The organism is Nocardia arseniciresistens (assembly GCF_046764875.1).
GTDB lineage: Bacteria > Actinomycetota > Actinomycetes > Mycobacteriales > Mycobacteriaceae > Nocardia > Nocardia arseniciresistens.
In genome coordinates this window covers 334,046-351,977 of the sequence record NZ_JBKORD010000008.1, presented here as the reverse complement: position 1 = coordinate 351,977, position 17,932 = coordinate 334,046, and the positions used below count along the sequence as shown (strand labels likewise).

19 protein-coding genes are annotated in these 17,932 nt (G+C 65.4%); 6 read left to right on the top strand and 13 right to left on the bottom strand.

Going from position 1 to position 17,932, the window contains the following annotated elements:
- Window positions 1-28 precede the first annotated feature (28 nt).
- The 6 genes from ehuA to ACLMAJ_RS17415 form a co-directional block, all read right to left on the bottom strand.
- Entirely contained in the window at window positions 29-793 is a 765-nt protein-coding gene (ehuA, locus tag ACLMAJ_RS17440; protein WP_412014811.1) for an ectoine/hydroxyectoine ABC transporter ATP-binding protein EhuA, read from the bottom strand.
- 43 nt (window positions 794-836) lie between these two features.
- Complete coding sequence (gene ehuD / locus ACLMAJ_RS17435; RefSeq protein WP_412014746.1) at window positions 837-1,514, bottom strand: ectoine/hydroxyectoine ABC transporter permease subunit EhuD; 678 nt, start codon at window positions 1,512-1,514, stop codon at window positions 837-839.
- Complete coding sequence (locus ACLMAJ_RS17430; protein WP_412014745.1) at window positions 1,514-2,239, bottom strand: amino acid ABC transporter permease; 726 nt, start codon at window positions 2,237-2,239, stop codon at window positions 1,514-1,516. The genes ehuD and ACLMAJ_RS17430 overlap by 1 nt, the downstream gene beginning before the upstream one ends.
- A gap of 4 nt (window positions 2,240-2,243) precedes the next feature.
- A complete protein-coding gene (gene ehuB, locus ACLMAJ_RS17425) occupies window positions 2,244-3,131 on the bottom strand; it encodes an ectoine/hydroxyectoine ABC transporter substrate-binding protein EhuB (protein WP_412014744.1) in 888 nt (295 codons plus the stop codon).
- A gap of 82 nt (window positions 3,132-3,213) precedes the next feature.
- Entirely contained in the window at window positions 3,214-4,326 is a 1,113-nt protein-coding gene (locus ACLMAJ_RS17420) for a tartrate dehydrogenase (protein ID WP_412014743.1), read from the bottom strand.
- A complete protein-coding gene (locus ACLMAJ_RS17415; protein ID WP_412014742.1) occupies window positions 4,323-5,795 on the bottom strand; it encodes an NAD-dependent succinate-semialdehyde dehydrogenase in 1,473 nt (490 codons plus the stop codon). Before ACLMAJ_RS17415 ends, ACLMAJ_RS17420 begins: the two co-directional genes overlap by 4 nt.
- Window positions 5,796-5,937: 142 nt before the next feature.
- Between ACLMAJ_RS17415 and ACLMAJ_RS17410 the strand changes: the two genes are divergently transcribed.
- Complete coding sequence (locus tag ACLMAJ_RS17410; protein WP_412014741.1) at window positions 5,938-7,179, top strand: aspartate aminotransferase family protein; 1,242 nt, start codon at window positions 5,938-5,940, stop codon at window positions 7,177-7,179.
- A gap of 212 nt (window positions 7,180-7,391) precedes the next feature.
- Complete coding sequence (locus ACLMAJ_RS17405; protein WP_412014810.1) at window positions 7,392-7,886, top strand: DUF3830 family protein; 495 nt, start codon at window positions 7,392-7,394, stop codon at window positions 7,884-7,886.
- Window positions 7,887-8,005: 119 nt separating this feature from the next.
- On the opposite strand, the gene ACLMAJ_RS17400 is transcribed toward ACLMAJ_RS17405, so the two are convergent.
- Both ACLMAJ_RS17400 and ACLMAJ_RS17395 read right to left on the bottom strand, forming a co-directional pair.
- Window positions 8,006-9,406, bottom strand: a complete 1,401-nt coding sequence (locus ACLMAJ_RS17400) for an amidase (RefSeq protein WP_412014740.1) — start codon at window positions 9,404-9,406, stop codon at window positions 8,006-8,008.
- A 90-nt stretch (window positions 9,407-9,496) separates the two neighbouring features.
- Window positions 9,497-10,462 (bottom strand): D-2-hydroxyacid dehydrogenase, encoded by a 966-nt coding sequence (locus ACLMAJ_RS17395; RefSeq protein WP_412014739.1) that lies wholly within the window; start codon window positions 10,460-10,462, stop codon window positions 9,497-9,499.
- 86 nt (window positions 10,463-10,548) lie between these two features.
- Here ACLMAJ_RS17395 and ACLMAJ_RS17390 point away from each other — a divergent pair, with 86 nt between their 5' ends.
- From ACLMAJ_RS17390 to ACLMAJ_RS17380, 3 genes are read left to right on the top strand one after another with little or no spacing between them, the layout of a single operon-like run.
- The gene (locus tag ACLMAJ_RS17390) at window positions 10,549-11,289 is read left to right on the top strand and encodes a maleate cis-trans isomerase family protein (protein ID WP_412014738.1); all 741 of its coding nucleotides are present in this window, start codon (window positions 10,549-10,551) and stop codon (window positions 11,287-11,289) included.
- A gap of 11 nt (window positions 11,290-11,300) precedes the next feature.
- Entirely contained in the window at window positions 11,301-12,035 is a 735-nt protein-coding gene (locus ACLMAJ_RS17385; protein ID WP_412014737.1) for a maleate cis-trans isomerase family protein, read from the top strand.
- Window positions 12,022-12,675, top strand: coding sequence for a GntR family transcriptional regulator (locus ACLMAJ_RS17380; RefSeq protein ID WP_412014736.1), 654 nt, complete (start codon window positions 12,022-12,024; stop codon window positions 12,673-12,675). The genes ACLMAJ_RS17385 and ACLMAJ_RS17380 overlap by 14 nt, the downstream gene beginning before the upstream one ends.
- 25 nt (window positions 12,676-12,700) lie before the next feature.
- Here the strand turns inward: ACLMAJ_RS17380 and rlmN are convergent, their stop codons facing one another.
- Window positions 12,701-13,810: a dual-specificity RNA methyltransferase RlmN gene (rlmN, locus tag ACLMAJ_RS17375; RefSeq protein ID WP_412014735.1), complete on the bottom strand. Its 1,110-nt coding sequence runs from the start codon at window positions 13,808-13,810 to the stop codon at window positions 12,701-12,703.
- A 194-nt stretch (window positions 13,811-14,004) separates the two neighbouring features.
- Between rlmN and ACLMAJ_RS17370 the strand changes: the two genes are divergently transcribed.
- A complete protein-coding gene (locus ACLMAJ_RS17370; protein ID WP_412014734.1) occupies window positions 14,005-14,343 on the top strand; it encodes a LapA family protein in 339 nt (112 codons plus the stop codon).
- Between the two features lie 22 nt (window positions 14,344-14,365).
- On the opposite strand, the gene ACLMAJ_RS17365 is transcribed toward ACLMAJ_RS17370, so the two are convergent.
- The 4 genes from ACLMAJ_RS17365 to tsf all read right to left on the bottom strand — a co-directional run bounded on the left by ACLMAJ_RS17365 (window position 14,366) and on the right by tsf (window position 17,880).
- Entirely contained in the window at window positions 14,366-15,445 is a 1,080-nt protein-coding gene (locus ACLMAJ_RS17365; RefSeq protein ID WP_412014809.1) for a phosphatidate cytidylyltransferase, read from the bottom strand.
- A gap of 80 nt (window positions 15,446-15,525) precedes the next feature.
- Entirely contained in the window at window positions 15,526-16,083 is a 558-nt protein-coding gene (frr, locus tag ACLMAJ_RS17360) for a ribosome recycling factor (RefSeq protein WP_412014733.1), read from the bottom strand.
- A gap of 50 nt (window positions 16,084-16,133) precedes the next feature.
- The gene (gene pyrH, locus ACLMAJ_RS17355; protein WP_412014732.1) at window positions 16,134-16,862 is read right to left on the bottom strand and encodes a UMP kinase; all 729 of its coding nucleotides are present in this window, start codon (window positions 16,860-16,862) and stop codon (window positions 16,134-16,136) included.
- 193 nt (window positions 16,863-17,055) lie between these two features.
- The gene (gene tsf / locus ACLMAJ_RS17350; protein ID WP_412014730.1) at window positions 17,056-17,880 is read right to left on the bottom strand and encodes a translation elongation factor Ts; all 825 of its coding nucleotides are present in this window, start codon (window positions 17,878-17,880) and stop codon (window positions 17,056-17,058) included.
- Window positions 17,881-17,932: the final 52 nt, after the last annotated feature.

Below are 17,932 nucleotides of genomic sequence, written 5' to 3'. Positions count from 1 at the left end.
AGCTGCGGACACTGGGCAGGGCCGCCCCTCACTGTTCGTCCAACACCGCACGCAAGAAATCCCGGGTCCGCTCGTGCACGGGATCGGTGAAAATCTGTTCCGGATCTCCGTCCTCGAGCACCCGACCGGCATCGAACATCATGACCCGATCCGAAACCCTCTTGGCGAAGCGCATTTCGTGCGTGACGCAGAGGAATGTGATCTCGGTGCCTGCCGCTATGTCCGCCAAGAGGTGCAGAACACCGGTCACCAACTCGGGGTCGAGTGCCGAGGTCACCTCGTCCAGCAAAAGCACGTCGGGGTCCATGGCCAGTGCCCTTGCGATGGCGACGCGCTGCTGCTGACCACCGGACAGGTGCGCGGGACGGGCGTCGATCTTGTCGGTGAGACCTACGAGCTCGAGCAATTCCCGTGCGCGTTCTTCGGCCTCACCCTTCGACTTTCCGAGACCACGGACCTGGCCCTCGGTGACATTGCGCAGCACGGTCATGTTCGGAAACAGGTTGAACTGCTGGAAGACCATGCCGATCTTGCGTCGCATCCGGCGCAGATGCGCCTCGTCGGCGGGCACCAGCTTGTCGCCCCGCTGCCGATGGGTGAGATATTCTCCGGCGACCTCGATGGTGCCCGCGTCTATCTGCTCGAGTGTCATCACCGATCGCAGAATTGTGGTCTTTCCGGAGCCGGACGGCCCGATCAATGTGACGAATTCCCCTGGCGCAACCGAGAAATCGAGTTTGTCGAGGCACACCGTGGTGCCGAAGCGCTTCTCAACGCCGGTGAACCGGATCATCGGAGTAACGGTGGGTTCGTCGGTCGAGCTCACGACCATCGATTCAGATTTTTTCGACACGTCGTTCCAACTTTCGTACCAGGATCGAGCACGGATAGCTCAGTGCGAGGAAGACCAGGCCCGCCGCGAACCATGCCTCGGGCCCCGCACCACCGGTGTCCGCCGCGTACTCGGTTTTGACCTGATAGACCATGTCGAGAATGACGATCGAGGACAGCAGCGGCACTTCTTTGAACATGGCGATGGTGTAGTTGCCCAGTGCGGGCAACACCCGCGGAACCGCTTGCGGCAGGATCACATCGGTCCAGGTACGCGTTCGCGGCAGGTTCAACGCCGTGGCCGCCTCCCATTGCGCCGCGGGCACCGCATCGATGCCCGCACGGAATACCTCCGAGGTGTAACAGGCGTAATGCACACCGAGCGCGGTCACACCCACTATCAGGCGTTGGGTGTCGACGGAAAGCCCGCCGAGCAATTCCGGGCGCACCACCCAGTAGAGCACGAAGATCTGCACCAATAGTGGTGTGCTGCGGACGAATTCGATGAAGGCCCACAGTATCTGGTCGACGACCGGGATCCGCAGTCGCCGGATTATGGCGAAAACCAGACCGAGCACGTACGCGACAAGGGCACCGAGGAGGGTGTACTGGATCGTGACGATCAACCCGTCCCAGATGAAGGGAAAGGCGTCGAAGAAGCGGTCCCACCGCCATTTCTCCATCAGACCCCCACCTGCGCCGACAGGCGGATACTCGAGCGCTTCGGCCGCCGACCGAGCCGCCGTGCCGCCAGCCGCTCCAGCACCCGCATGATCAGCGTGACAGCCACGGCGATGAGTAGGTACACGACGAGTTGGATCGCATAGATGAGACCGAGCTCGCGGGAGAACGCGGGCACCGCCCTCAACTCATCGGCCTTCTTGAACACCTCCGGCACCGCGATAAAGCTCAGCAGCGCAGTCGCTTTCACGAGCTGGATGAATAGATTGTTGAACGAGGGCAGCATCTCCACCACGGCCTGCGGCAGCACCACCCGCCACATGCGTTGTGCCGGGGACAGATTCAGCGCGACCGCTGCCTCGATCTGAGCCTTGGGCACGGATCGGATGGCGCCCCTGACGATCTCGGCGCCGTACGCACCATGATTGAGGCCGAGCACAACGATGCCGATAACCAGCAGCCCCTTCGCTGTCGCGCCGAGTGATACCCCGAAGAAGATCGGGATCGCCACCGCGAAGAAGAACAGCTGCACAACCTCCGAGCTGCCACGGAACCCCTCGACATAGACGCGGGTCACGAAACGTACCGGTAGTGAGCGCGACAGCATCGCGATCCCGGCGGCGAAGGAGAGTACGACGGTAAGCGCTATGCCGCCGACCGCCGCCCAGAGCGTGAAGGGAAGCCCCTCGAGCACTCGCTCGAGGTAGATCGAAAAGTTCGACGACACGAGATCAAGCCGTGCAGTACTGCTCGGTCGTGGCCGCTGGGGGTGGTTCGTTCGACTTGGTCAGGCCGAACGGCTCGACCAGCTTCAACCATTCGCCGCTTTCGTGCAGTGCACGCAGCTCGCGGTTGAAGTCCTCGCGGAACTGGTCGTCACCGATGCGGAAATTGAAGGTGCCGACCTCCGGACGGCTGCCGAACTGGGCGGACTGACCCACTTCCAGCTTGGCGTCCGGGTTGTTCTTCACCAGCCACGCGGCGGTGACATCGAGAAGCGCGGCGCCGTAAACGTCCTTATTGCGCACCGCTCGCAGGATGTCGTCCTGCTTGGCCATCGGCTCGACAAGCTGGGACGGCACCCCGGCAGACTCCGCGAAGCCGTTCTCGACCGCACCACCCAGGGTGGCTATCCGGACGTTCTCCCGCGTGACGTCCTCGAAACGGGTGATGTTGCGTGGGTTGCCTTCCGGCACCAGGAACGTCGAACCCACCTGGAAATCGGGGACGGCGAACGCCGAACTCTCGCACCGCTTAGGTTTGATGGACATGCCAGCCGCGACGAACGCGTAATTCTTCGCCCTGACTCCATCGATGAGTCCGTCGAAATCGGTGACCACGCCCTCGACCTCGTTGATGCCGAGTCGTTTCAAGACCGCGCGCGCCACGGTCGGCGCATACCCGGTCAGCTGACCGTCCGCGCCGAGGAACGCCCACGGCGCCTCGTTGGCGAAACCGACCTTGATCTTGCCGGACGATTTGGCGTCCTCATAGGTCACCGCCGCAGCGTCGTCACCGCCCAATCCGCAGCCCGACACCACTACAAGGGTGGCCGCGGCCACCGTGGCGGCCATGGCGCGGCGCAAACGCCCGCGTGACCCCCCGATTTCGATCCTCATCGAGTATTCCTTTCTATCCCGCACCGCGCGCGCATCGCCTTGTGGTGGCGAATGTGGACTTGCCGCGGTCCGGTCGTCTTCGCTACGCGCGCATGGCAACCCTTTCGGATGCTGCCAATTCGGCCGCACGGTGCGCGATGGCGCTACCGAGGTCACTGGTCGTCGCGGCGCCGCCGAGATCAGGGGTGCGGACACGTCCTTCGCGCAGTACGTCGCAGACCGCGCGATCGACCGCGGCCGCAGCGGTGTGCTCGCCGAGGTGGTCGAGCAACATGGCTCCGGCCAGGATCTGCGCGACAGGATTAGCGATGCCCTGTCCGGCGATATCGGGCGCGCTGCCGTGAACCGACTCGAACATCGACGGCGTCGAGCGGTCGGGGTTGATATTGCCCGAAGGGGCGAGGCCGAGCCCACCGGTCACGGCGGCGGCGAGGTCGGACAGGATGTCGCCGAACAGATTCGACCCGACGATCACGTCCAGCCGATCGGGGTGCAGCACGATTTCGGCGGCGAGCGCATCGACATGCAGTTGCCGGGTCGTGACCTGCGGGTACTCGGCGGCGATGCGCTCGAACACACTGTCCCAGTAGGGCATCGAGTGGATGAGACCATTCGATTTGGTGGCCGAGCACAATCGGCCGTCGCGTTCGGTGGCTCGCTCGAAGGCATAGCGGATGATCCGTTCGCAGCCGACTCGGGTGAATACCGATTCCTGGAGGACGAATTCGTCCGGGCGGCCGGGGTTGTGCGTGCCGCCGATCGAGGAGTATTCCCCCTCGGAGTTCTCCCGCACGATCAGGATGTCCAGGTCCTCGGCCGTGCGGTCGCGCAATGCCGATTCGGTGCCAGGCAGCAGCCGAACGGGACGCAGATTCACGTACTGGCTGAAGGCGCGGCGCAGCGGGATGAGCAACCCCCACAACGACACATGGTCGGGGACACCGGGGAATCCGACTGCGCCGAGCAGGATCGCATCAAATCCGGCCAGGAGTTCGGGCGCATCGGCGGGCATCATCGCTCCGGTGCGCAGATAGTTCTCGCAAGACCAGTCGAATTCGGTCCATTCGATTCCGGGCAGCACCGCATCGAGCACCGCGACGGCCTCGACGGTCACATCGACACCGATACCGTCGCCGGGAATGGTCGCGATGCGATAGGTCGCCGGGCTGTCGGTTTGTTCGCTGAGCTCGCTCACAGCCGTACTCCGATGTACTTGGTCTCCAGGAACTCGTCTATGCCGGTGAGGCCGCCTTCTCGGCCCAATCCCGATTCCTTCACACCGCCGAATGGTGCGGCGGGATTCGATACGACGCCCTGGTTCAGCCCCACCATGCCAGCTTCCAACGCCTCGCATACCCGTAATCCGCGCCGCAGATTTTCGGTGAAGACGTAACTCACCAAGCCGTAAGGCGTGTCGTTGGCGCGCGCGACGACCTCGTCCTCGGTGTCGAATGTGCCGATCGCCGCGACCGGTCCGAAGATCTCGGTGTGGCACATCTCGGCGTCGTCCGGCACTCCGGTCAGCACGGTCGCGGGGTAGAAGTTCCCCGGCCCGTCCAGTGCCGTGCCGCCGGTGCGCACAGTCGCGCCCCTGCGGACGGCGTCGGCGACCAGGGTCTGCACCTTCGCCACCGCGTCGGCGTCGATGAGCGGACCTACGACGACTCCTGGCTCGGTGCCCCGCCCCATCGGCAGTGCCTCCAGCCGGGCGGCAAGCCGAGCGGAGAATTCATCGGCGATGCCGCGCTGCACGAAGATTCGATTCGCCGCGGTGCATGCCTGCCCGATATTGCGCATCTTCGCCTGGACAGCGCCCTCGACGGCCTCGTCGAGATCGGCGTCGTCGAACACGATGAGCGGCGCGTTGCCACCGAGCTCCATCGAGGTGCGCATTACCGTCCGCGCGCACTGCTCGAGCAGCAGTTTGCCGACCGCGGTCGAACCGGTGAACGACAGTTTGCGCGAGCGGCTGTCCAGAATGAGCGGGGTCATCACCGCACTCGGATCGGAGGTGGTGATCACATTCACGACACCGGGCGGGACGCCGACCCGGTCCAGGATGTCGGCGAGCGCCAGCATCGACAGTGGCGTCTGCTCAGCGGGTTTCACCACGCAGGTGCACCCGGCGGCCAGCGCGGGACCGATCTTGCGGGTGCCCATGGCCAGCGGGAAGTTCCACGGCGTGATGAGCACGCTCGGTCCGACCGGCTGCTTGGTCACCATGAAGCGCGAACCGCCCGCGGGGGCGGGCATATACCCGCCGTCGAGGCGGACGGCTTCCTCGGCGAACCAGCGGAAGAACTCTGCCGCGTAGGCGATCTCGCCGCGGGCCTCGGCCAGCGGCTTGCCCATTTCCAGGGTCATGATCAGCGCGAGTCGTTCGGTATCGGCGAGCAGCGCCTGGTAGGCGCGCATCAAGATGTCGCTGCGTTGTCTAGGCGGCGTGCGCGCCCACTCCGTTTGCGCTCGATCGGCCGCGGTAAGGGCGTCGAGCCCTGCGGCCGGATCGGCGTCGGACACCTCGCACAACAGCTGTCCGGTGGCCGGATCGGTGACCGGCAGTGTGTCGGAGGTGTCCCGCCACCGCCCGCCGATGAACAGTCCGGTGGGCACGGTGTCGATCGCAGCACGTTCCGCCGCGGTCAGGGTGGTCTCGATGAGCATGGCGCGGGCTCCTTTCATGTCGGGCCGAGCACAGGCGCCCCATTGCTGCGGACCCCGCGCTCATGTTATGCATATTGTCGACAATCCGACAATAGACAATCTGCGGACGCGCGCTCCACAACGCCCCGGGAGGCGGATCACCATGACCGAGCTATCCCCCGTTCTGAAGCAGGCCACCCCGATAACCGTCGATCACGGCGAGGGCTGCTACCTGTTCGACACCGACGGCCGCCGCTATCTCGACTTCACCGCGGGCATCGGCGTGACCAGTACCGGACATTGCCACCCACATGTGGTGGCGGCGGCCCAGGCGCAGGTCGCCAGCCTGATCCACGGCCAATACACCACCGTGATGCATCGGCCACTGCTCGAGCTGATCGAACGGCTCGGCACGGTGCTGCCCGAGGGCCTCGAATCACTGTTCTTCGCCAACTCCGGTAGCGAGGCCATCGAGGCCGCACTGCGTTTGGCCCGCCAGGCGACCGGACGACCGAACGTCGTCGTCTTCCATGGCGGATTCCACGGCCGCACCGTCGCAACCGCGACCATGACCACCTCGGGCACCCGCTTCTCCGCCGGGTTCAGTCCGCTCATGTCCGGTGTGCACGTTGCGCCATTCCCCACCGCGTTCCGCTACGGCTGGACCGAAGAGGAGGCCACCGCCTTCGCGCTGCGCGAGCTCGACTACATTTTCGCCACCGTCACCTCTCCCGCCGAGACCGCCGCGTTCGTGGTCGAGCCGATGCTGGGCGAGGGCGGATATGTTCCCGGCAATACCGCGTTCTTCCACGGGTTGCGCGAGCGCGCGGATCGGCACGGCATTCTGCTTATCTTCGACGAGATCCAGACCGGTTTCGGACGGACCGGAAAGTTCTTCGGACATCAGCACTTCGAGGTGCGCCCAGATGTCATCGCCATCGCGAAGGGACTGGCAAGCGGGTTCCCGCTGTCGGGGATCGCCGCGTCCCACGAACTGATGTCCAAGGCGTGGCCGGGTTCGCAGGGCGGAACCTATGGCGGCAACGCGGTGTCCTGCGCGGCGGCTGTCGCCACGCTCGATGTGATCGAATCGGAGGGGCTGGTCGGCAACGCCGCCGCGCGCGGCGCACAGCTACTGGCCGGGCTGCGTAACAGCGCTACAAAGGCGATCGGCGATGTGCGTGGCCTCGGACTGCTGGCCGGCACCGAATTCACCACCGCGACAGGCGAACCCGATGCCGCAACGGCCGTCGCCGCCCAGCGGCTCGCGGTCGAGAAGGGGCTGATGCTGCTCACCTGTGGTGCGCACATGAATGTGGTGCGGATGATCCCACCGCTGATCGTGACCGATACGCAGATCGACGACGCGCTCGCGATCTGGTCGGCGGTTCTCGCCGAGTTGTAAACGTGCGCGTCCGCTGCTTGCGACTGCTTGCAGGTCGCTCGAAATGGTCTGCTTGCGACTGCTTGCAGGTCGCTCGAAATGGTCTGCTTGCGACTGCTTGCAGGTCGCTCGAAACGGTCCGCTTGCGACTGCTTGCAGGTCGCTAGCGGACTCGCTGCCCTCCCCACACCCAACGAGGTCGCCTCGGGGCGATGACCAGGAAAGCAGGACCGATGGCCCGCTATATCACCATCACGCTGACGAAGGCAGGCGTGACCTGCCGCGCCCGACTGCTCGACGCGGAGGCACCCCGAACATGCGAGGCGGTGTGGGACGCGCTGCCGCAGGAGGGCGACGCGTTCCACGCCAAATACGCCCGCAACGAGGTGTACACCCTCGTGCCACGGATCGGCGCCGCCCCGCACCGGGAGAACCCGACCGTCACCCCTATCCCCGGTGACGTGTGCCTGTTCGATTTCGAACCGTGGGAGATCGGCAACCCAGCCTATGGCTACGAGCCGGGCTCGACGGCGCATCACGACCAGGGCGCCACCGATCTCGCGCTCTTCTACGGCCGCAACAACCTGCTCATCAACGGCGACATGGGCTGGGTTCCCGGCAATGTCTTCGCCACTATCGAAGACGGCCTGACCGACCTCGCGACTGCCTGCAACACCCTCTGGCTGCAAGGTGTCCAGGGCGAAACTCTGGCATTCGCACGCGCGTAATCACCTCAGCGCCCGCGCAAATCGCACCAGCGCCCGCGCAAATCGCACCAGCGCCCGCGCAAGTCACGCGAGCGCCCCGCAAATCGCACAGCACTCAGATGATCCGATCCCGCCGAGGATCAGGCGGCCAGCACCTGCTCGGCGTAGCGGGCGACGGCGAGGATCAGATCATCTGAGTGACGGGGCCCGATAATTTGCAGGCCCACCGGCAGACCAGCACGGGTGGTGCCCGCCGGAATGCTGATCGCGGGTTGCTGGGTGAGGTTGAACGGATAGGTGAACGGTGTCCATTGCGGCCAGCCGTCCAGGCCGCTGCCCGGCGGGACATCGTGGCCTGCCTCGAATGCGGTGATCGGCATCGTCGGGGTGATCAGCACGTCGTAGGTGGCGTGGAAAGCACCCATCTTGATACCGAGTTGGGCGGCCACGTCGCGTGCGTTGAGGTAATCGACAGCCCCGACGGATTCGCCACGTCCCCATACCGCGCCCAGGCCAGGGTCCACCTGCTCGCGCGCGCCGTCCGGGAACTTCGCCAGCATGGTCGCCGCACCGGCGGCCCACAACACTTCGAACGCTTCGAGCGGATCGCCGAAGTCCGGGTCGGCCTCGACCACCCGAAGCTCGGCCTCTGCCAGTCGCCGCATCGCCGCATCCACGATCGCGGCGACCTCCGGGTCGACCTCGGCATAACCGAGGGTCGGCGAGTACGCGACGGTCAGCCCGCGCACATCGCGCGTCAGCTGGCCACGGAAGGTCGTCTGCGTGGGCGGAAGCGCGGTCGGGTCGCGCGGATCGGGTAGCGACAGGATGTCCATCAGCAATGCGGCATCCTCGACGGTCCTGGTCATCGGTCCCGCGTGCGCCAGCGGACCGAACGGACTGGCCGGATACAGCGGGATCCTGCCGTGCGTCGGTTTGAAGCCGACGATGCCGCAGAACGAGGCCGGGATGCGGATGCTGCCGCCGCCGTCGGTTCCGACCGACACCGGGCCCATCCCCGCCGCCACCGCGGCGGCGCTACCGCCGGAGGAGCCGCCTGCCGTCGTCGATGGATCGGCCGGGTTGCGGGTGATACCGGTGAGCGTGCTGTCGGTGACCGCCTTCCAGGCGATCTCGGGTGTCGTCGTCTTCCCGACGAACACCATGCCGTCCTCGCGCAGCCGGGCCGCGACCGGGCTGTCCACCGCCCATGGTCCGCTCGGATCGACCGAGGTCGAGCCGCGCCTGGTCGGCCAGCCCTCGGTAAGGAAGATGTCTTTGATCGAGATCGGCACACCGTCGAGCAGCCCGCGGGCATAGCCGGAGTGCCAACGCGCCTCCGAATCCTTCGCCTGCACCAGCGCACGATCGGGATCTACCAGACAGAAAGCGTTCACCTCGCCGTCACGGGCCGCGATGGCCTCGAGGACCGCTTCGGTCGCCTCGACCGGAGAGAGGACTCCGGCCGCGTAGGCGGTGACCAGCTCGACGGCGGTCATCGCAGCCGGCTGCGTGGCACTGTTGATGTCGGGATAGCTCATGCCTGTGCCTCGCTGACGCTCGGTCCTGGCATGCGCACGGCGCGATGGCACATGATTCGCTCACTTCGTTCGCTCATGGCATGGACTCCTTCAGCTGGGCACGTACCCCAGTTCCTTGTCGACCACGCTGTCCAATGGCCGGCCAGCGATCCAGTTGTCGAAGTTCTCGGTGAACGTCGTGACGATCTCGGTTCGCCAGCCGATGAAGTCACCCGAATTGTGCGGAGTGATACGGACATTCGGTAGGTCCCATAACGGATGCTGCGCTGGTAGCGGCTCTGGATCCACCACATCGAGTGCCGCTGCCGCGATCGATCCCGTGCTGAGCGCGGCGACAAGGTCGTCGGTTACAACGAGTTCCCCACGACCGACGTTGACAAACCTGGCATGCGGCTTCATCGCGGCGAATGCCTTGGCATCGAACATTTCCCTGGTCTGCGGGGTCAACGGCGCGACAGCGATGACATAGTCGGCCGTCGGCAGCTCGGCGTAGAGATCGGTAGCGACGGTGCCGAAATCCGGATCGGTCGCGCGCGCCTGCCTGCCCACCGCCCGCACGGTCATCCCCGCGGCGCGCAGTAGTCGTGCGATGGCGCGGCCGATCGAGCCGGTTCCGACGATCAGGGCGCTCGAGCCCGCGATCCGCTCGGATTCGCGATGGCGCCATTCGTGCTGTTGCTGCAAGCGCACCGATCCCGTCAGGTCCTTGGCGAAGCCCAGGATCTGACCCAGGACGTACTCCGCGATGGGAGCGTCGAACACACCGCGCGTATTGGTGACCACCACCTCGCTCGCTCGCAGTTCGGGGAACATCACCGGATCGACTCCGGTCGACCCCATGTGCAGCCAACGCAGCCGATCGGCGGCGTGCCAGGCATCGGGAATCGCGCGAGTCAGGAAGTCGTAGACGAACAGCACCTCGGCACCGCGCACCGCATCGGCAAGCCCGGACGCTTCGGTGTAGCGCACTTCTGCGCGACTGGCCACCGGGGCCATGAGATCCGCGCCCGGCACACTGCCACTGTGCAGGACGGTGACAATTGGGCCCTGTTCCACATTGACACACTAAAATCACATCGTATGATTGTCAACAATCCGATCGTGTTCGGAGGTCTTTCCCGCTGAGCACAAGAGGGGCCGTTGTGGAATTCAGCTTTCCCGATATCGAGGGCCCTGTCGCCCAACGGGGTATCGGGATCATCGCACCGTTCGACCTCGCGCTCGAACGCGAACTATGGCGCTGGGCACCCCTGGACGTCAGCTTGCACCTAGCCAGGACACCCTACGAACCGGTCCCGGTTTCGCTGGAGATGGCCGAGCTGGTGTCCAACCCCACGCACCTGACCGCGGCGACCCGCGACGTGCTGCACGTGGAGCCCGAAGTGGTTGCCTACCTATGTACCTCGGGCAGTTTCATCAAGGGCTTGTCATACGAGAAGTCACTGCGCGACACGATCTGTCTCGCAGGGGCGCAGGATGCCGTCACCACCTCCGGTGCGCTCGTAGAGGCGATTCGACATCTGGACATCAGCAGGCTTTCGGTGCTCACCCCGTACGACGAAATCCTCACGCACAAACTGCACGACTTCCTCGGCGAGGCAGGCTGCGAGGTGATCCGTTCCGACCATCTCGGATTGGGCGGCGGCATCTGGAAGGTCAACTACCGCACCATCGCCGAACGCATCATCGGCGCCGACGACCCGCGCTCGCAGGCCATCTTCGTCAGCTGTACCAACCTGCCCACCTACGACGTCATCGAGCCACTCGAACAGGCCCTCGGTAAGCCCGTGATCACCGCGAATCAGCTCACCATGTGGGCATGCCTCGGCCGGATGAAGCTGCCGATGATGGGTCCTGGAAAGTGGCTACTCAACGTTTTCTGATTGGACAACCCATGCAGATACCCACCGTCGGTTTCATCTACCCCGATCACGCGGCCGAGGACGACTACCCGCTTGCCGCGGCAGTTCTCGGCGCTCGGCTGCCGGTGGCCCATATCTACGGCACCGATCTGCACGCCATCCCCGAACTGCTCGATCTCGGCAGCCCGGACAAGCTGCGCCACGGCGCCGAATTGCTGGCGCCGCACCGTCCCGACGCGATCATCTGGGCCTGCACCTCGGGCAGTTTCGTGTACGGACCGCAGGGCGCCCGTGAACAGGTGCGCGCACTGTCGGAGACCGCGGGTGTGCCGGCGTCGAGCACCAGCCTCGCCTTCGTCGCGGCAGCCAACGCGCTCGACGTGCGCCGAGTCGCCATCGCCGCCAGCTACCCCGACGAGGTCGCGCGACTGTTCGTCGAGTTCCTTGCCGACGCCGGAATCGAGGTGGTTTCGATGTCGAGCGCGGGCATCGACACCGCCGCCGAGGTCGGCACCCTGACTCCCGCGCAGGTCCGCGCTTTGGCGGCGGATAACGATCACCCCGACGCGCAGGCTTTGCTGATTCCCGACACCGCCATGCACACCCTTGCGGTGCTCCCGGAATTGGAGGCCGCTCTCGGCAAGACCGTGCTGACCGCCAACCAGGTCACCATCTGGGAGGGCCTGCGACTGGCAGGTGACAACACTGCGGCGGCTACCGCTCTGGGCAGTCTTTTCTCCGAAAGGCGCACCCATGTCGATCGTTGATTTCGAGCCGGTCAACCAGCAATCGACCGCGGAGATGATCGCCGACCGACTGCGGGACGCGATCATGCACGGCAATCTCGCGCCGGGCGCTCAGCTCGGGGAGGCCGACCTCGCGGCGCGGTTCGGAGTTTCACGTGGCCCGGTGCGCGAAGCGATGCAGCGACTGCTCTCCGAGGGTTTGCTGTTCGCCGTCCGCAATCGCGGCATCTTCGTCATCGAACTGACCCTCGGCGACGTCATCGATATCTATCGGGCCAGGACCGCGATCGAGGGTGGCGCGCTCGCGCTCATCCTCGACGGCCGCCGCGACATCGCCTACGCCGCCCTCGGTCCCAGCGTGACCGACATGAGCGTGAGCGCCGAAAACGGCGACGCCGCAGGGGTATCCGACGCTGACCAAGCCTTCCACGAGACGCTGGTCGACAGCGCGGGCAGCCCGCGACTTGTGCGTGCGGCCCGCACGCTGCTGATCGAAACCCGAATGTGCCTGGGCGCCTTACAGACGGCCTATCCGGACCTGCGTGAGCAAGCCCGGGAACACGTCGAGCTGCGGGAGGCAATCGGGGCCGGACCGGTAACCCGTGCCCGGGCCCTGCTTGTCGAGCACATGAACGACGCGGTACAGCGGCTACAGCGCTGATACACCGGCGTGCTGCCCGGAGGCCCTAGCCCTCGGCTGCCAACTGCCCGCAGGCCGCGGCGATTTCCTGGCCGCGGGTGTCGCGGACGGTGCAGGGAACGCCCTGGGCATTGACGCGCCGAACGAACTCGGCCTCAACAGGTTTCGGGCTGGCGTCCCACTTGCTGCCCGGGGTCGGGTTCAGCGGGATGACATTGACGTGTACACGCGAGCCGAGAGCCTTGTGCAGCTTCTTGCCGAGCATGTCCGCACGCCACGGTTGATCGTTGATATCGCGAATAAGCGCGTACTCGATGGAGACTCGGCGGCCGCTCTTGTCGGCGTAGTAGCGGGCGGCCTCGAGGACTTCGGAGATCGGCCAGCGACTGTTCACCGGAACCAGGGTGTCGCGGAGTTCGTCGTCGGGAGTGTGCAGGGAGACGGCCAGGGTGACCGAGAGGTCCTCATCGGCCAGTTTGCGGATGGCGGGGGCAAGGCCGACGGTGGAGACAACCACGTTGCGCTGGGAGATGCCGAAGCCGTCCGGCGCGGGTGAGGTAATGCGGCGGACCGCCGCGACTACGCGTTTGTAGTTGGCCAGTGGCTCGCCCATGCCCATGAAGACGATGTTGGACAGGCGGCCCGGCCCGCCTGCGACTTCGCCGTCACGCATGGCGGCGGCCGCCGCTCGGACCTGGTCGACGATCTCTGCGGTAGACAGGTTGCGGTTCAGGCCGCCTTGGCCGGTCGCGCAGAAGGGGCAGGCCATGCCGCAGCCTGCTTGGCTGGAGATGCAGAGGGTGGCGCGGTCGGGGTAGCGCATGAGCACGCTCTCCAGCAGGGTGCCGTCGCCCGCTCGCCACAACGTCTTTCGCGTCTCGCCCGCGTCGCATGCCACATGCTTGACGACCGACATGAGTGGCGGGAACAGGGCAGCGCCGATCTTTTCGCGGACCGGGGCCGGTAGATCCGTCATCTGCTCGGGGTCCGCCTGTAGCCGTCCGTAGTACTGCCGGGCGACCTGGTCGGCACGGAACTTGGGCAGACCGAGCTCCTCGATGGCCGCGCGGCGTCCGTCGGCATCCAGGTCGGCGAGGTGCCGAGGGGGCATACCACGGCGCGGAGCATCGAAGACGAGCGGCAGGGAGACGGTCATAGTTTCTCCAGTGTCCCATCCCTTGGGCGCGATGCCGACCGAAGGTGACCATCGCGACGTCCGACGCGACGAAGGTCACTGTCAGGAGCCGGGATGACCACGCAAAACGGCTGCGGTGTTCCAGTACGGCGACATGCGGATCACCAGCGCCGAAAATGCGTGCGCCGACCATAGCGATCGGGAATGATCGGACCATGACGAGCCACGCTGACGAGTCGTCCGAGCCGCCGCTCGGTCAGCCGAAAGAACCTTATGTCCCCGCCACGCCGCCGACGCCCGTCGCCAGGTCGTTGGCGAAGTCGAGAACCGGATACACCTGGATCGGTCTCATCGTCGCGGCATTGATCGGGATCCTGGTGCTGATCTTCATCTTGCAGAACCTCGAACAGCAACGGGTGGAATTGTTGTTCTGGGAATTCTCGTTGCCGGTCGGCATCCTGGTGCTGCTTTCGGTGATCACGGGCGCCCTGGTGATGGCCCTCGTAGGCGGAGTGCGCATCGTGCAGCTCAGGCGGGTCGCCAAACGCGCATGACCGCTGGTCGCCGTTCCCGGTGTCAGAGGAAAGCGGAAAGCACCAGCCAGGAAACGAACGCCGAGGGCAGCATCGAATCGAGGCGGTCCATGATGCCGCCATGGCCGGGTAGCAGGGTGCCCATGTCCTTGATACCGAGTTCCCGTTTGATCTGGGATTCGATGAGGTCGCCGACCGTCGCGACCAGGACCAGGCCGACGCCGAGCACCACGCCGATCATCGAGTTGGCGTCCAACAGCAGGGTGACCGTCAGCAGCCCGCCGATGACGCAGAAGACCAACGAACCGCCGAAGCCTTCCCAGGACTTCTTCGGACTGATCGAGGGCACCATCGGGTGGCGGCCGAACAGCACGCCCGCCACATAGCCGCCGACGTCGGAGCAGACCACCAGGATCATGAAGGTCAGCACCCGCAGGTTGCCGTCCGGTTCCAGCAGCAGCAACGTCGCGAAGGATGCCAGCAGCGGAATCCAGGCCAGGGTAAAGATGGTGATCGCAGTGTCGCGCAAGAAGTTTCGCGGTGCGGTTTGCAAGCCGTGGTCGAACAATCGCCAAACCATGCAAATCAGCGTCGTGGCCGCGAACGCACCGGCCACCCCGCTCGCACCCCACGGCCAGCCCAGCCAGAACACGGCCTGACCGCCGATGATGAGCGGAATCCTCGGTACGAGGACATCCGCCTCGCGCAGCCGCTTGGCGACCTCCCAGGTGGCGACGCCGACGCCTGCGGCCGCCACCCCGATGAACACCTTCGGAACGAACAGCAGAATCGCGATCAGCGAAAGACCGAGGCCGAATCCGACGGCAAGCGCGGCGGGCAGATTCCGGCCCGCGCGCGAGCTCGGTGCGGGCACCTCCGGCGCCGGTTCCGCAACCGTAGCTTCCACCGCTGCGAACTCTGGCGAAAAAGTTTCTGCCGCAACAGGTTCCGAGGCACCCCTCACAGCACCGCCCGGATCCGCGACCACCGCATCACCAGCCGCGGGCACGGGTTCACTCGCCCGCCCGGTGTCCGCCACCGCGGGCCCGCTCATCGCATCAGGTGTGCCGTTGTCCGGCAACGGCTCCTTGGCCGCACCGGTCGCGGCGGCGTTCTCGGCCACGAATGTCCCGTCGCTCAACTCGTCGTTCCGTTCGTCCCCCGCCCGGGCGGGCCTCAGGCTGTGCTCACGCCGGTGGGGCGTCAAACCTCGAGCAGTTCAGTTTCTTTGTGCTTGACCAGCTCATCGATCTGGCCGACATACCGCGCGGTGGCCTTGTCGAGCTCCTTTTCGGCGCGCCCGACCTCGTCCTCACCCGCTTCGCCATCCTTCTGGATACGGCCCAATTCTTCCATGGCCTTGCGGCGCACACTTCGAATCGAGACCTTGGCGTCTTCACCCTTACCCTTGGCCTGCTTGGCCAATTCTCGGCGGCGCTCCTCGGTGAGCTGCGGGATCGAGATCCGAATGATGTCACCGTTGTTGGTCGGATTCACCCCGAGATCGGAATTGCGGATCGCGGTCTCGATCGGGCCCATCTGCGCCTGTTCATAAGGCTTGATCACCACCATGCGCGGTTCCGGCACGGAGATGCTCGACATCTGGGTGATCGGGGTCAACGAGCCGTAGTAGTCGACGACGATTCGGGAGAACATGCCCGGGTTCGCGCGACCGGTGCGGATGGACCCTAGATCGTCCTTCGCGACAGAGACGGCTTTCTCCATCTTCTCCTCGGCATCGAAGAGCGTTTCATCAATCACGACCGTTTCCTCCACAGCGTCGTCACGTCATGATCCGCAGGGTCGCGGGGTCAAGACCGAACCAATGTGCCGATCTTCTCACCGGCGACCGCCCGGGCAATATTGCCCTTCGTCAACAAATTGAACACCAGCATCGGCATCTGGTTGTCCATACACAAGCTGAAAGCCGTCGCGTCGGCAACCTTCAGATCTTGCTCGATGACCTCTTTATGAGTGATTTCGGTATACATGGTCGCAGTCCGGTCCAGCTGCGGATCGGCGGTGAAAACCCCGTCGACGGCCTTGGCCATCAGCACCACTTCGGCACCGATCTCCAGCGCACGCTGGGCGGCGGTGGTGTCGGTGGAGAAGTAAGGCATGCCCATACCGGCTCCGAAGATGACTACGCGACCCTTTTCGAGATGCCGCTTGGCACGCAGTGGCAGATACGGCTCGGCGACCTGACCCATGGTAATCGCTGTCTGCACGCGGGTGTCGATGCCCTGCTGCTGCAGAAAGTCTTGCAGCGCAAGGCTGTTCATTACGGTGCCGAGCATGCCCATGTAGTCCGAACGGGCGCGGTCCATACCGCGCTCCTCGAGTTCGGCGCCACGGAAGAAGTTTCCGCCGCCGATCACCACCGCCACCTGCACGCCGGAGGAAACCACCTCGGCGATCTGCGCGGCGACCGTCTGCACCACATCGGGATCGAGCCCGACCTTGCCGCCGCCGAACATTTCTCCACCCAATTTCAGGAGCACCCGGCGATATCCTGGGCGGTCGGTCCCGGGGTCCGTCATGGGTGTTCGTCTCCTTCGGCGGTGGATTCGATTTTCTCGGCAGACATAGGCAGAGCGCCCCATATCCTGCCTTATTCGGATTCGACGGGAGCAGGAAGCCCCCTCCGAAGCCCGGAGCAAAGCCGGTCACGGCCCGCCCGGACAGCCGAAACCCCTCGCACACCATCCGGGGTGCGAGGGGTTTGCGGGGCTATCAGTTCTGGCCGACCTCGAAGCGGGCGAAGCGGGTCACGGTGACACCGGCAGCGTCCAGCAGGGCCTTGACGGTCTTCTTCGAGTCGGTGACCGAGGACTGCTCGAGCAGCACGACATCCTTGAAGAAGCCGTTGACGCGGCCTTCGGTGATCTTGGGCAGCGCCGCTTCCGGCTTGCCCTCTTCCTTCGCGGTCTGCTCGGCGATGCGGCGCTCGTTCTCCACCACGTCGGCCGGGACGTCGTCGCGGGTCAGGTACTTCGCCTTGAGCGCGGCGACCTGCATGCCGACGGCACGCGCGGCCTCGAGGGCAGCGTCACCCTCGCCGGTGTACTCGACCAGCACACCGACGGCCGGGGGCAGGTCGGTGGCGCGCTTGTGCAGGTAGGTGGCGGTCTGGCCGTCGAAGGCCGCAACGCGACGCAGCTCGAGCTTCTCGCCGATCTTGGCCGCGAGGCCCTGTACGGCTTCGTCGACCGTCCCACCGTCCAGCTTCAGCGCCTTGAGGGAATCCAGGTCGGCAGGCTTGGCGGCCGCGGCAGCGGTCACGACCCGGTCGGCCAGGTTCTGGAACTCGGCGTTCTTGGCAACGAAGTCGGTCTCGGAGTTGATCTCGACGAGCACGCCTCCCTTTGCGGCGACCAGGCCCTCGGCGGTGGAGCGCTCGGCGCGCTTACCGACATCCTTGGCGCCCTTGATACGCAGCAGCTCGACGGCCTTGTCGAAATCACCCTCGGTCTCGACCAGCGCGTTCTTGCAATCCATCATTCCGGAGCCGGTGAGCTCCCGCAGCCGCTTCACGTCAGCGGCGGTGTAGTTCGCCATCGGGGGCGATCCTCCTGTGTGTTGTCAATGGGTGGTAACACCACCTTGCCGA

What these genes read in the sequence shown, in the direction of transcription:
- ACLMAJ_RS17405 (WP_412014810.1), top strand. Translation starts at nt 7,392, where the DNA reads ATGGCCCGCTATATCACCATCACGCTGACGAAGGCAGGCGTGACCTGC.
- ACLMAJ_RS17415 (WP_412014742.1), bottom strand. Translation starts at nt 5,795, where the DNA reads ATGCTCATCGAGACCACCCTGACCGCGGCGGAACGTGCTGCGATCGAC.
- ACLMAJ_RS17370 (WP_412014734.1), top strand. Translation starts at nt 14,005, where the DNA reads ATGACGAGCCACGCTGACGAGTCGTCCGAGCCGCCGCTCGGTCAGCCG.
- ehuB (WP_412014744.1), bottom strand. Translation starts at nt 3,131, where the DNA reads ATGAGGATCGAAATCGGGGGGTCACGCGGGCGTTTGCGCCGCGCCATG.
- ACLMAJ_RS17385 (WP_412014737.1), top strand. Translation starts at nt 11,301, where the DNA reads ATGCAGATACCCACCGTCGGTTTCATCTACCCCGATCACGCGGCCGAG.
- ACLMAJ_RS17410 (WP_412014741.1), top strand. Translation starts at nt 5,938, where the DNA reads ATGACCGAGCTATCCCCCGTTCTGAAGCAGGCCACCCCGATAACCGTC.
- tsf (WP_412014730.1), bottom strand. Translation starts at nt 17,880, where the DNA reads ATGGCGAACTACACCGCCGCTGACGTGAAGCGGCTGCGGGAGCTCACC.
- rlmN (WP_412014735.1), bottom strand. Translation starts at nt 13,810, where the DNA reads ATGACCGTCTCCCTGCCGCTCGTCTTCGATGCTCCGCGCCGTGGTATG.
- ehuA (WP_412014811.1), bottom strand. Translation starts at nt 793, where the DNA reads ATGATCCGGTTCACCGGCGTTGAGAAGCGCTTCGGCACCACGGTGTGC.
- ehuD (WP_412014746.1), bottom strand. Translation starts at nt 1,514, where the DNA reads ATGGAGAAATGGCGGTGGGACCGCTTCTTCGACGCCTTTCCCTTCATC.
- ACLMAJ_RS17380 (WP_412014736.1), top strand. Translation starts at nt 12,022, where the DNA reads ATGTCGATCGTTGATTTCGAGCCGGTCAACCAGCAATCGACCGCGGAG.
- pyrH (WP_412014732.1), bottom strand. Translation starts at nt 16,862, where the DNA reads ATGACGGACCCCGGGACCGACCGCCCAGGATATCGCCGGGTGCTCCTG.
- ACLMAJ_RS17400 (WP_412014740.1), bottom strand. Translation starts at nt 9,406, where the DNA reads ATGAGCTATCCCGACATCAACAGTGCCACGCAGCCGGCTGCGATGACC.